At 53.8% G+C, this 13,720-nt stretch carries 10 protein-coding genes; 1 reads left to right on the top strand and 9 read right to left on the bottom strand.

Annotated features, from left to right (window positions below):
- Positions 1-63: 63 nt before the first annotated feature.
- The 8 genes from HU748_RS02375 to HU748_RS02340 all read right to left on the bottom strand — a co-directional run bounded on the left by HU748_RS02375 (position 64) and on the right by HU748_RS02340 (position 10,812).
- Complete coding sequence (locus HU748_RS02375) at positions 64-921, bottom strand: SDR family oxidoreductase (RefSeq protein WP_186719049.1); 858 nt, start codon at positions 919-921, stop codon at positions 64-66.
- 2 nt (positions 922-923) lie between these two features.
- Positions 924-2,177, bottom strand: a complete 1,254-nt coding sequence (locus HU748_RS02370) for a glycosyltransferase family 4 protein (RefSeq protein ID WP_346655451.1) — start codon at positions 2,175-2,177, stop codon at positions 924-926.
- Positions 2,167-3,285: a glycosyltransferase family 1 protein gene (locus tag HU748_RS02365; protein WP_346655453.1), complete on the bottom strand. Its 1,119-nt coding sequence runs from the start codon at positions 3,283-3,285 to the stop codon at positions 2,167-2,169. The genes HU748_RS02370 and HU748_RS02365 overlap by 11 nt, the downstream gene beginning before the upstream one ends.
- Positions 3,286-3,290: 5 nt before the next feature.
- Entirely contained in the window at positions 3,291-5,261 is a 1,971-nt protein-coding gene (gene asnB, locus HU748_RS02360) for an asparagine synthase (glutamine-hydrolyzing) (RefSeq protein WP_186719047.1), read from the bottom strand.
- Between the two features lie 309 nt (positions 5,262-5,570).
- Positions 5,571-6,599: an NAD-dependent epimerase/dehydratase family protein gene (locus tag HU748_RS02355; protein ID WP_186719105.1), complete on the bottom strand. Its 1,029-nt coding sequence runs from the start codon at positions 6,597-6,599 to the stop codon at positions 5,571-5,573.
- Between the two features lie 56 nt (positions 6,600-6,655).
- Positions 6,656-7,933: a Vi polysaccharide biosynthesis UDP-N-acetylglucosamine C-6 dehydrogenase TviB gene (gene tviB, locus HU748_RS02350; RefSeq protein WP_186719046.1), complete on the bottom strand. Its 1,278-nt coding sequence runs from the start codon at positions 7,931-7,933 to the stop codon at positions 6,656-6,658.
- A gap of 338 nt (positions 7,934-8,271) precedes the next feature.
- A complete protein-coding gene (locus HU748_RS02345) occupies positions 8,272-9,402 on the bottom strand; it encodes a hypothetical protein (RefSeq protein WP_186719045.1) in 1,131 nt (376 codons plus the stop codon).
- A 183-nt stretch (positions 9,403-9,585) separates the two neighbouring features.
- Positions 9,586-10,812: a hypothetical protein gene (locus HU748_RS02340; protein WP_186719044.1), complete on the bottom strand. Its 1,227-nt coding sequence runs from the start codon at positions 10,810-10,812 to the stop codon at positions 9,586-9,588.
- A gap of 559 nt (positions 10,813-11,371) precedes the next feature.
- Between HU748_RS02340 and HU748_RS02335 the strand changes: the two genes are divergently transcribed.
- A complete protein-coding gene (locus HU748_RS02335; protein ID WP_186719043.1) occupies positions 11,372-12,166 on the top strand; it encodes a hypothetical protein in 795 nt (264 codons plus the stop codon).
- Positions 12,167-12,266: 100 nt separating this feature from the next.
- On the opposite strand, the gene HU748_RS02330 is transcribed toward HU748_RS02335, so the two are convergent.
- Positions 12,267-13,286, bottom strand: coding sequence for a Wzz/FepE/Etk N-terminal domain-containing protein (locus tag HU748_RS02330; RefSeq protein ID WP_186719041.1), 1,020 nt, complete (start codon positions 13,284-13,286; stop codon positions 12,267-12,269).
- Positions 13,287-13,720 lie beyond the last annotated feature (434 nt).

Below are 13,720 nucleotides of genomic sequence, written 5' to 3'. Positions count from 1 at the left end.
ATGCCGCTTGGGGAGATAGTCGACGGGCACAGCAGCATCCAAGCAAATTACGCAGGACAGCGACTATCGTCCTGCCCACATGATTCGAATCAGCTCAGGCCATGGCGGAGCTTCGTAACCCGTTGCCTCACGGAAACGACCACCCTCCAGCGATCGATCGATGACCAGCTTGTCATCCGGCACGATGGTGATGTCCTTGCCATACTGCGCCGCCACGATCTGCAGCAAGTCGAGCTTCGAAATCGGTTGCGCCGCAACATGGTACAGTCCACTCAGGGCTGGCCGGGGCAACACGTAATCTTTTATGACGCGGGCCAGTTCGACCGTCGGCAGCCCGGAGAAGATGGCTTTGGAGAAGCCTCTTACCTCGCCCTCCTGGGACAGAAACCAGTCAACCAGTGATTGGCTCGAGCTCAACTCATGGCCAATGATCGAGGTCCGCAGCGTGATTGCATGCGGCGCATCATGAAGCTCGCCAATGTACTTGGACTTGCCGTACAGATCTTCTGCGTCAGAGGTGTCACTCTCCAGATAGTGCCCTTGCCGCCCGGAGAAGACACAATCGGTACTGACCTGAATGAGCCGCGCATTGGCAAGCGCGCACAGGCGTGAAAGCTGGTGTGGCAACAAGGAATTGATGGGTAAGGCGGTGAGAGGGTCTTTGGCGTCGGCCAATTGCTTGATCAGACCGACACAATTGATGACGACTTCGGGACGCACGCGTTCGAACACGGCGATCAAGGCCTGGGCATCGAGCACGTCGACACCGGTGATCAAGCGGTCAAGGCTAGCCTGCGAGAAGCTTGTCAGAGCCGAAGCACTGCGCAGCGTGCCCCATACCTCGTGGTTATCGTCGTTGTCGAAAACCTTGAATACCGCGTTGCCCAGCATACCGGTAACGCCAAGAACCAAAACCCGCATAATTACTCCTGTTCACCGGACATCTTAAGCATTTTTACCAGAGACTCAACTTGATGACGCATATCGAAATGAGCGTCGAAATAGGCCCTGCCGCCACGTCCCATTTTTTCACGCTCGTCCTCACCGATTGAACGCATTCTTCGAATGGTTTGCGCCAATGCCTCGGCCTGCTCGGCCGGCGTGCTCATGCCAGCCCCTGCGTCCACCACCACCCTCGCCCCTTCCCCATCCAAGCAGGCAATGATTGGTCGACCAGCCGCCAGGTAAGCCTGTACCTTGCTGGGAATCGTCTGGGTGAAGATTTCATCGGCGTTCAGGGTAACAAGCAACGCTCCCGCGCGCTCGAAAACCTGAGGCATTGTATCCATCGGGAAACGGCCAGGCAGAATCAGGTTATCCAGCCCATGAAGGGCCTTCTGCTCCTTTAGCCAACCGAGTCTGCTACCGCTTCCCACCATGACCAGGCGAATCTGAGGCTCATCACTGAGCATGATGGCTGCATCCACGACCGTATCCAGAGCCTGAGCAGTGCCGAGATTGCCAGCGAATACGACGCAGAAATGCTCGTCTAGCGTCCGTATCAACTCTTCAGGCACTTGTGCTGTAGGCGCGACCTCGGTGGCATCGATGCTGTTGGGGTACCACACGATCTTGTCACGTCGTGCGTAACGCGCTACCGGATCAAAAAAGGCCTTGGACTGCACGAATAGCTTGTCACAGAAGGCGTAGATGCCTTTGACGAAACAACCAGCCACTTTCAGCGCCAGCGGGCTCTTGATGTAGCCAGTTGCCGCCAAGCTTTCTGGCCACAGGTCCTGCACCCAGACCGTTAATTGCGCACGCTTGATGTACTTCAAGGCAATGGCCGGAATAACCTGCGTCAATGGAGAAGGGGCAAAGACGAAAATCGCGTCGAACCTGCGCTTGCGCAAGAGGAACGGAAACGCAAACAAACCAATGAAGGCAAATGACAGGTAATTCAGCACAAGCTTCCTGGCACCGCCCTCGCCTCTGGCGTAGAGAGGCACACGAAACACATCCACTTTCTCAAGATAGCGTTCGTGCTGAACGCCCCAGAACCGGTAGCCGGGGAAAAAACGGCCCTCTGGATAATTGGGCTTTCCGGTGGCGACAACCACCTCGTGACCCTGCTCGTGAAGCAGCCTCACGACATCATTGATGATGAATGACTCGGGCCAGAAGTACTGACTGAGCACCAATACCTTCAACGGCTGGCCATGGGAATTATTTTGCATGTGCCACCAATTGGAAAATTTCCGCCCAGGTCGAGGCTGCCGTCTTGGACCAGTTGAAATTCTGGCATTGCAACGCAGCCGCATCGGCAAGGCGTTGGGCGTAATCTGAATCCGACAATACGGCGACGATCGCCCGATTGATGTCATCGGCATCGAAAGGCGAAAAATAGGCAGCCGCTTGCGCACCGAACTCCGGCATCGGCATCACGTCGGAAGACAGCACTGGCCGTCCGGCACCCAACGCTTCCAGCATGATGTTCGGGCAGTTTTCACACGAAGAAGCAAACAATGCCAGTTCGGCATGGTGGTAGTAGGCTGGAAGCTCTGCATAGGGCACTGCTCCCAAGATGATGACTCGCTCGCCTAGCCCCAGGTTATCGATCAGTTCGTGCACCCGCTCTGCACCGGGCATGTCGGACTCGCCAATCAAGGCCAGATGCACCCGATCACGATATTTGGCGGGGAGTTTTGCATAGGCACTCACGACTTCGTAATGGTGTTTGTACACGTCGAAACGGGACACGTACAACATGTAAGACTCGATTGGCAAGCGTCCGGGACGAGGCAACTGCTTGTCGAAGGTTCTGAACTCCTCGCCAATGCCATGAGGGATGGTAACAGCGTTCGGAACAGTCGTGAGATTCTCGATCACGCCACGCGCAAAATCGGAAATGAAGATCGTGAGGTCTGCACCCGACATGCTACGAAGCATAGTGTGGTACAAAAGCCAGCTGCGAATGCGCTGCAAGCCGAATGGAAGATAACCGAGCACGCGTTTATCGAAAGGGATCATGTTGCGGAACATGGTCACCACTTTGCAACCCACTGGCGCCCGGGTGGCGACCACGCCACCCGGGCAGAACAGGACATCGGCCTTCACTTTGCGCAGATAGGACGGCAGCAGTAACTTTTCCCAAGCGGTACGCACCAACGGATTGTTCAGCGAATAGCTGGGCGCATAGCGACTGATGGCCGGGTGCTCTGGCAGCTTGAGATCGGCCGGGGCCAGCACGATGATGCGAAGATTATCGTGCTGCGGAATATGCTTGAGCAAGTTTATCAGATAGGTCTGCCCGCCACCCAATCTGGCAGAAAAGGCATTGATCACGATCTTCAATTGAATACTTCCTTACCAACGTCAGCTGCCTTGAATTGCTGAGGCAGCTGTATTTCCCTGAGCCAAGCCTGAAACATCAGAACATTCCAGATGTTCACGCTTCGATCGAATTTACCCAACAGATGCTCAGTCCACATCCTGCTGACTTTATCGGTGTCCAAATAACCCTCACTGGCCAGCCGCGAAGGGTTCAGCAAGTCCTCTGCCCACGACCGAAGTGGCCCACGCAGCCAATCCCCAAGCGGGATGGAAAAGCCCGCCTTGGGCCGTTCGATCAACTGCCTGGGCACATAGCGATCAAGCACCTTCCGTAACGCCCACTTTCCGACCTTCTCACGCACAAGGAAATGTTCAGGAAGTGAGAATGCCAACTCGGCAACACGGTGATCGAGCAGCGGCGCTCTGGACTCCAGGCTTGAATACATCGTAGCCCGATCCACCTTCACGAGCAGATCATCCGGCAAATACTGATTGACGTCCCAGCGCCTCATGGCGGCAATGCTGCCATTGTCATAGGCAGGAAAACTGTCGAATCCTCCACAGGATCCGCCAATGACCAGATTGTCTTCGGGCTGCCAATGAGACATCAGACGGATATACATCTCTCCCAGGCTGCGAGCCTTCATCAACTGCCCCATACGGTTGACTCGACGCCCGTTGATCGAGCGCTGATAACGCGCTGGTAACATACCCGTGACCTTGTCCCAATCCGACGCCGATGGCATCGCGAGTAGCGAACCAGCGGCGCGGCGCAACGGCATAGGAATTTTGCTGACCTTGTTCCATAGCCCGGCAGTGATCGGATAGCGAGGATACCCGGCGAAAAGCTCATCTCCACCATCGCCAGTCAATGCTACCGTCACATGTTCACGGGTCAGCTTGGACACCAACGTCGTGGGGATCTGGGAGGAGTCAGCGAACGGCTCATCGTATATCTTGGGCAGCAACGGAATCAGAGCCGCGGCGTCCAGCGCCTTGACGTACATCTCCGTGTGGTCGGTACCCAGATGCTCAGCGACGTCGCGAGCATACGGCGCTTCATTGAACGCTTCTTCCTCGAAACCAATGGTGAACGTGCGAACCCGGCTGGAGCTCTGGGCTTGCATCAATGACACCACAAGGCTTGAGTCGACGCCGCCCGACAGAAACGCACCGACAGGGACATCAGAGAAAGACTGCAACTTCACTGCTGCGGCGAGTCGGTCATGAACCTCATTCAGTACCTCATCATCGCTAGCCTGCTCAAATACTCTTCGTGTCTCCTGGGCCACATTGGCGTCAAGCTGCCAGTAGGCACGTGGCTCATTAGCCACGCCTTGAGCTGTAACTTCAAGCATGTGCCCGGGCTGTAGCTTGTAAAGTCCTTGATAGATCGAATGAGGCGCCGGAATGTAGCCAAAGCGCATATATTCGGCGAGCACATTGCGATCAATCTCGAGGTGCTGGGAACACTGGGCTCTTATCGCCTTCAATTCGGAAGCGAAATAGAATTCGTTATGGATGCGCCCATAGTAAAGCGGCTTTTCACCAATCCTGTCCCTGGCCAGGGTCAGCACCTGATTCTGCTTATCCCATACTGCGATGGCGAACATGCCAACCGCTCGACCAAGCGAAGACTCGATGCCCCACAACTCGAATGCTGCAAGCAAAACCTCGGTGTCCGAGTGGCCACGCCAGTCGACATGACTGCCTGCGGACTCGATATCCTTGCGCAAGTCGGCGAAGTTGTAGATTTCACCATTGAAAATGATGACGTATCGCCCACTGACGGAATGCATGGGTTGGTGACCATGCGCGGACAGGTCGACAATCGCCAATCTCCGATGGCCAAGCGCCAGGCCGGTCGATGCATCCGTCCATGTACCTTGGTCATCCGGCCCGCGATGAAAAAGCGGCGCCAGCATGTGCTCCACACGCTCGACCAAGTTGCCTGTGCTTGGCGTTATCAACCCCGCGAAACCACACATGATGTCTACGACCTCTCAGAACCCGACTGCAGTGCGCCGCTCTACAGCACCCGCAGCCTGCATTTAGTACCAGCGCCGCGCATCCGGGCGTTGGTGGCCTTGAAGGAGCACCACGCCCGAATTCATTTCGCGGCTCGTGTGGAATGTCGCCGAACGGCGATCTGACCAGAAAGAACAGGAGAAAAAACCGAATCGAAGCTCGACACGCCCTTTCGATGAGTCTTCCAAACCTGTCTCACGCTGAGGGATCGTCATGCAGCTGAAGCCGAGCAGTGCCCAAAGCAATGAGCCCCTGCCTACGACGACCTATCAATCTCTGAAATATGAAACATACCAGGGCATAGCCTTGGCAATACCTTCATCGATATTGAATAGCGGAAGGTACCCCAATAGGGCCCGCGCCTTTGAAATATCAGCCTGTGAATGACGTACATCGCCCACTCGAAAATCCCGGTAAACAGGCTCTTTGTGGTAAATCACGCCGTTGCCAGCCAAGTGCTTCTTGATGGCATTGAATAGCTGATTCAAGTCTGTTCGACCGCTCACGGCAACGTTGTAGATCTGGTTGCGGGCCCTTTCGTCTTCCGCCACTGCAGCCAGCAGATTGGCCTGAATCACGTTCTCGATAAAACAGAAATCACGACTGGTCTGCCCGTCGCCGTTAACGAACACATCATCGCCACTGATCATCGCCGCCGTCCATTTTGGAATGACCGCAGCGTATGCCCCATCCGGATCCTGTCGCTTGCCGAAGACATTGAAATAGCGCAGGCCGATGGTGGTAAACCCGTAGGTTCGCGCGAAAACCTCGGCATACAACTCATTCACATACTTGGTTACGGCGTAAGGAGATAGCGGCTTGCCAATCACATCCTCTACTTTCGGCAGCCCCGGGTGGTCACCATACGTAGAGCTGCTCGCGGCATAGGTGAAACTCTTGACGCCTGCATCACGCGCGGCCACCAACATATTGAGGAAACCATCAATGTTTGCCATGTTGGTGGTGATCGGGTCAGCGATCGAACGCGGCACTGAACCCAATGCAGCCTGATGCAAGACGAAGTCGACGCCCGCACAGGCCGCGTGGCAGTCGTCCAGCTTGCGGATATCGCCTTGGATGAAAGTAAAGCGGGCCCATTGCACCGGGGAAACCTCAGTCTTGACTTCATCCAGATTGCGCTGATGTCCGGTAGCGAAGTTATCAAGCCCCACCACCTGCTGATCCAGCTTCAGCAGTGCTTCAAGCAAATTAGAGCCGATAAACCCCGCAACACCCGTAACGAGCCATTTTTTAGGCTCTTGCTGGAGCTTATTCATTGCAACTTCGTAGTTATTCATCATTTCCGCCATGCAAGTAGGTTTCCTGACAATCATCTGCGGCGCCATAGCGCACTTCACAGACGCAGATCGGAGGCCTCTGCGGCAAGGAGGTACTTGAGATCGTAAAGGACGTGTTCCGGCTTTCCGAAAGCCCGAATCTGCTCGGCGCCCATCGCCTTGAACTGATCGTGCGCAACAGCCAGGATGATACCGTCATAGGCGCCATTCTCAGGGGAAACCACCGGGGTAATACCGTACTCGTGCTCAGCCTCCGCTACGCTCACCCAAGGGTCGTAGATATCAGCGACAATGTTGTAATCAGCCAACTCCTTGACGATATCGACAACCTTGGTGTTACGCAGGTCGGGGCAGTTTTCCTTGAAGGTGAGTCCCATGATCAGTACCCGGGAGCCATCCACGTGAATCCGGCGCTTGAGCATGGCTTTGACCAGCTGAGACACTACGTAAGCGCCCATCGCGTCGTTCAACCGACGGCCAGCCAAAATGATTTCGGGATGATAGCCGATGCTCTGAGCTTTATGAGTGAGGTAATAGGGATCCACACCGATACAGTGGCCGCCCACAAGGCCTGGACGGAACGGCAGAAAATTCCACTTGGTGCCTGCGGCTTGCAGCACGGCCTCAGTGTCGATACCCATTTTGTTGAAGATCAAGGCGAGCTCATTGATCAGTGCAATATTCAGATCACGCTGAGTGTTCTCGATAACCTTTGCGGCTTCGGCCACCTTAATCGTGCTCGCCTTATGGGTTCCGGCGAGAATGATTTCCTGGTACAAAGCGTCGACTACGTCCGCCGCCTCTGGCGTCGAGCCGGCGGTCACTTTCTTGATGGTTGTTACTCGATGCTCTTTATCTCCGGGATTGATACGCTCCGGGCTGTAACCCGCAAAGAAGTCGACATTGAACGTTAAGCCAGAATACTGCTCGAGTACCGGAACACAATCTTCTTCGGTTGCCCCTGGGTAAACGGTCGACTCATAGATAACGATATCATCCGGCTTCAGTACTTCGCCGATCAGCTTCGAGGCCTTGATCAGCGGCGTCAGATCAGGACGCTTGTACTCATCGATTGGCGTCGGCACTGTTACGATGTAGACGTTACAAGATTCGAGATCTGCGGCATTTGCAGTATACGAAAGATACTCAGCACTTTTGAGCTCTGCGTCATCAACTTCTAAGGTGGCATCATGCCCTGCCCTCAGCGCCTCAATACGGGAAAGATTGATATCAAACCCCACAACGTTCCGGCGTTTGCCGAACTCAACAGCCAAGGGGAGACCGACATAACCCAGACCGATCACAGCGAGCTTGATATTTTTCAGTTCGAGCATTTTTATTTCCAGAAGTTAATCACGTACACTCATCTTTGGTACGAACCAGAAAAAGCACTCAATCCATCGAGATCCACTACTGAAAGCTCTACCTTCACCGCTTGGAAAACCGACGGATTCACAGTTTCAAGGCTCCTGACCGCTGACAGAATACATCGTACAGGCTATCGCACCGAATTTTTCATCTGTTTCAGCGCCTAACCCTACACAGAATCTGAACGCCCCGCTACCGACACCTTCAGGCGCACCGCCACAGACATCTGCAGGCTCAGCATGGCATACCATACACCCTTCGAAACGAGCCGCGACTTCTGGCACTGTCAGCGCTGAGCGAGAGATCACACGCAACCCTCATTCCTCTGCCCGTTTGCAGCGACCTGACGAGCGGCCGCCCTGAGTACGCGGCCAAAGAACCTTCCCACATTGAAAAGCATCAGCAGCAACACAAAAAACATCAGCATGTTCAAGACATACATCGCGCCATACCAAAGCCAATGCATGATCGACGCACTCAGAAGCATGTAAAGCAGATACCGAAAATAGGATCGCCCTTCACTGTGTCGATCAACCAGCAGCAAGAGCGTCATGCTAAATAGCGCATCCAGCATCACGCCCATCAAACCAAAGTTCTCAAAACCGACACCTGCCGCATGCATCCCGCCCAGCCCGTAGATATAGTACCAGTCTGCCGGGTTATCCAAGGTAATGGGTTTAATTGCGCCAAAGAAGCTATAGATGGGAGAGGGCGCCATCGAAACAACCATATCGAAATATGTTTTACCATACCTCAGATGATCGCCATACCAATGATTAGAAAGCTGATCAACCATGGGCAAAACAATAGCATTCCAAGAGTTGTAGAGCAGGTACTGGGCAATATTTCCCTCAGTCAACGGCACATCCATCCTCACCATTGAGATATACACACCGCTCATGAGAACGCCAACCGCTAATATACCAATCAGCATCAACGCCTTAAGCGAAATATATCGGCTCCAGTAAAAAATACTCCCCAGCATCATAGCAACGAACAGCACGACAAAGTCGCGATCGCCTGTCCGGGTATTAGCATATGCATAGCCGATTGCCAGCCCCCATGAAACCAGCAACAACCCAACGCGAGCACGGAGTAACGCATAGGCAAAAAATACCAGGATAGAGCAAACTGCAAATGACTCGATCCCCGTGAACACAGCGAATACCTGCTCAGGCATCAATGTCCGCGCAACGATATAAAGAATCGATACCCCACAGAAAAACCAAGCCAAGTAGCGCACCGACTCGACGCTGACAGCACGCTCTTCGTATACCTTCAGATTAACGCGCTCGGTCAAGTTGACAAAAAACAACGCCACCAGCGAGCCCACCAACCCTATTCCCCAGACGAGCGTGAAACGAAAAATGATTGTGGCATTGACATCAAACGTGTAATTACCAATAGGCCACAAGACGATCTGCTCTGCCCACATCCCCCTCATGAGAGCCAAAAAAGGAACCGAGTAGCATAAGAGATAAAGCGACACCAGGTAGCGCTTGACAGACACACAGTAGAGCAGTGCCCCCAACCACATTAGCAAACATGCAAAAATCCCAACTTCTATCACTACCCACCTCCAGCCCTTATCCCGGCATTAACGCAAAACGCCTACAAATCATCCCTGGCCAATTGCGACATCTGTACGAGAAGCCCATCGCCATCCCAGCACCAGAAGCTGCGCGATCAGAGCCAATGCAAACGCGCTGAACTGCTGATTTGCCGTCATCTCCCCCTGCACCGCATACGCGCCCACGACTGAAAAATAGGCAAGTGCGTAGACCAGCCCCGCTAGCATTACAAATCGGCTTTGATTCGCGCTGTGCATCACTTGCACCAATTGCGTCACCACCAGCCCAAGCCCACCCGCAATCAACGCGTAGGGCAGGAGATCTCCACGGGCGCAAACATGCTCGCCCAGCAAGCACAACCAGACACCCTGTGCGACATAGAGACCCAGAGGCAGTACTACAGCCACGATTGCTCCTGCGGCCAGATAGCTGGATGACTTGCCCATACCCTTGCGCATGAGCCGTACAATCAGGTAGGGGCTTAGCGAGGCAGGCACCACCGTTACCAGCACATAAAACAAGAAGAAGAGGTTGAAGTATCCCACCTCCTCCATCGACACGGCTGCCTTGCCAAAGATAATCATGCAAATGACATGCACGGGCGCACCAAACAACATTCCGCCCCAGATTGCAAAAATACCTGATTTCTGCAAGAACGCTTTGAGCGATACCACAGTCACGGGATGGCAGGCTTCAGCACGATGCGCTCGCAATATAGCCCATGCACCGTAAGCTGGCGCAAATAGCGGCATCATCGATAATACCGACAGCACCGTGACCGGCGAAGCCCCCGCCAGCGCAACAGCACCCACCAGCACGAAACCAACGCCCCCCTGAGCCAATTGAACGAGCGGCCATCGCCTGACTCCGCCCAGCGAAAACATCAGACCGGTCAGCGCAACGTTGAACACAGTGGATGACGCAAAGAGAAATGCCCACCAAGGCATCGCTGACCACTCGAAAGATACTTGCGCCCCCTGGTAAGGAAACAGCCATGCGGCAGTAATCCCCAGCAATCCAGCACCCACTGCCATCAGCAAAACAATGCTCAACAACAGGCATTGATTACCCGACACCCTTTGAGCAATACCATACCTGGAAAGCGCGATTGCGGCCCCTTCCCCAACCACGGAAGCAATCCCTGTAATGACTACATAATAATAGGAAAAGACCCCATAATCAGAAACCCCCAATAACTTTGCCAATAAGAACAGCAAGGCAAACGTCATGAGTTTATTAACCAGAAGAGCCGCTGCGTTAAACGCATTACTCATAACTAACCTCGCCCCCGGAAAACCAGGGACTCCGACCAGACTTCACTAGTGCACAGGCATCTCCGCGATGCCTGACTGTATTTCGACATCGACCTACTCCTCAAGCCCCTGCACTTTGACAGCTTCCCAGCGGCGAACTGCCTTGGCCATCGACCGCCCCCTCAGCAAAGGAACGGCCAATGATACGAAAGAGCAGCTAACGCGACAACCAATTGCCGCCTGAAGACATGGCCGCGCAGAGGGCACTCATGATCGAACGGCGTACACCCGAAAAGCCACTAGCCATTCGGAAACCTCCATGGCGAAAAACCACATACCAAGCAAAAATGCTCAAAAAAGCATAGAAAACCTGCCCTGTGTCGCCAATCTGCCTACAAATGTAGATTACAGAACCCATCGAACAATGCGACTAGCGACACATGTGGAATTGATTTTTTCAAAAAAATCCCCTTGCCCACCGAAAGACGGCTGACAGCAGAAAGTACACCCGATACCATAACGCCCTCTCAAGCGGCGCCATGATTTCGCAAGCAATAGCAATCTTCAACACGGACGGTCAATGAAAGTACTATCAGCGTTAGTTTTTTTGCAGTGTCTGTTACTCCCCGCGGCATGCAAGGCAGATCTAGCCAGCATCCTGATCAAATCCTACGCCAACTCGCTGAACTTGCCGATAACAGATGCAGTAAGAGAATACATCCACAAGAACTCCGACCACGGCGAAGGCACATGGAACCAAGCCCACGGCAACGATCACATTTACGTGATGGATCAACTGTACCGTATTGCCTCTGGCGATACGACAGCGACTCGCCCGGAACTTCTATGCGGTAATCGCGCGACAGTCATGCAGGCACTGCTACAGAATCTCGGAATACGCTCCAGAACAATCTATTTATTTTCCCGCTATTCCGGCTCCTTGATGGGTCATGTCTTCATCGAAGTCATGAACCCCGAAACCGGCGCTTGGGAAATCCATGACCCGGACTACAATGTCGCCTATGAAAACGCCAGCGGACACCGCCTGAGCGTTTCCGAAATGATTGCAGCACCCGAATTCACCGATATTTACCCTGTCAATGCCAACGCAAAAGGCTGGACAGAGACCGGCGCTGATCGCCTGATGATCGGCCAGTTTTTCAACCTGGCACACAGCCCGACGGAGGGTATGCTCTACTATAATCAACAGGCCCTAGACACCGGCCTGGTAGCCGCCGCCGAAAGCTATATCCGCAGCAATTACGGGACCGTCAATTATACTCCCGCGCTGGTGGGTCAGTTTTTGATACGCCCATTGATTGATCTGAAGAACGGGGTTTATACCACTCAAACCTCAGACACTGTGCCGCTCTGAACGTAGCGATCATGAAACCTCATGCGCTACCCCTAGCTTGGTTGGTAGCGCAAGGTTTCGGCCCCACGAATTGCCCGCCCACTCCCGCAGAAGTGCGTGCTTATCGCCTTCTGGCGAGCAAAGCCAACGCCACCAACACACCCAGCGCCAACCCAGCGAGGATACCGAAGACGATTATCATCGCTTTCCGCGGGTTGAGTGGAGTGTCTGGAGATTCCGCCAACCCATCCTGCCAGAACACATCGAAGGCCTGTGGCAACACCTCGAGCCCACGGTAGAACTTCAAAGACTCTTGTTTGGAGCGTAAACCGGCAATGAATGGGTCATCAGAACCACGCTCACGAAGGTTGCTCAACTCCGCTTCCAGCGCCTTGGCGCCACGCATGTACATCAACGAGCCCTCCATTTCACTGGAGAGGTTATTTGAAATGATGGGGGGATTCTCTAAATTCACGGAGCGCGCAACACGCAATGCCTCAGTCAACTGAGCGATTCTATCCTTACGCTGCAACTGAACGGTTTCTCGCTGAGCTGCAATTTCACGCTCAAGACTGTCAGCCTTCGCTTGCGCCTCTCCATGGGCGCCCTTGAGAATTTCCTGCTTTGCACGATCAACGGCCATCCCCGCATAGCGTGTGACCCACTCGACAGCCTGAACAGGATCCGAAAGCTGGCTAAGCACATAGAACCGGTTGGTGCTTCCCGACACCGGCACTACTTTCAGTATCTGATTAAAACGTCGATACAAGGTATCTACCGAACTCGGCGACCCCCCCGACGTTACCATGGGCAGGTAGTACTCTCGAAAGAAATCACGGCGCAACGACTCTGAATGAAGGTGTCTCAAGTAAACAGAGTAGACATCAGTTGGCTCAACGAGCGACAAGCCACTCACGCCACCACGACCATAGTTAAGTGCAGAAACATCATTCCTGCTGGGGGGATCACTATAAAGCCTGGCTTCGTATATTGGAGTGGCAAAGTAAGCATAGGCTGCCGCTAACGCAGTAACTACCAACGTAACCAGTATAATTACCAGCCTCTGCCCCCACAATTTCTTTAACAGCTCGAAAATATCGACCTCATCATCTTTACTCGAGCGCTCTGACTGACTGCGCATTTTATTATTCCATTCTCCAAATAAAAACTCGATACAGATTATTTTTTACTCAAGCAACTTTTGCCATGCCCGCCCACCACGCAGACCACTCCAACCCAGCCCCACGCTGGTCGCCACATCCGTGTGAGCTCGCCAGGCATGCGCTGGCGCAGACACGACCTGAGCGAAGGCCAGCCCTGAGATTGGTTGACAGAATAGCACGCGAGGTATTGCCACCCGCCCAATACACGCTTGCAGGTAGCGCAGCAGCTCACAGGGCAAGATACAGCAATGAGATATCAACATCGGCTGAGAAAGCACTAGAATTTTCGTAGTGCCACAGCATCACGCCTGTCGAATTTGCAAGATCAATCAACGCACGAGAAGCACCGGAAAATCGGGCCCTTGAGCCGAAAAGAGTATAATCATGGCACCAACTCTGCAAAGACTCCCCG

Origin of the sequence: Pseudomonas sp. RW3S2, from assembly GCF_014268955.1 — a bacterium.
GTDB lineage: Bacteria > Pseudomonadota > Gammaproteobacteria > Pseudomonadales > Pseudomonadaceae > Aquipseudomonas > Aquipseudomonas wayambapalatensis.
Note: the sequence above shows the minus strand (reverse complement) of the source record. Positions and strands in the feature narration are given on the sequence as shown.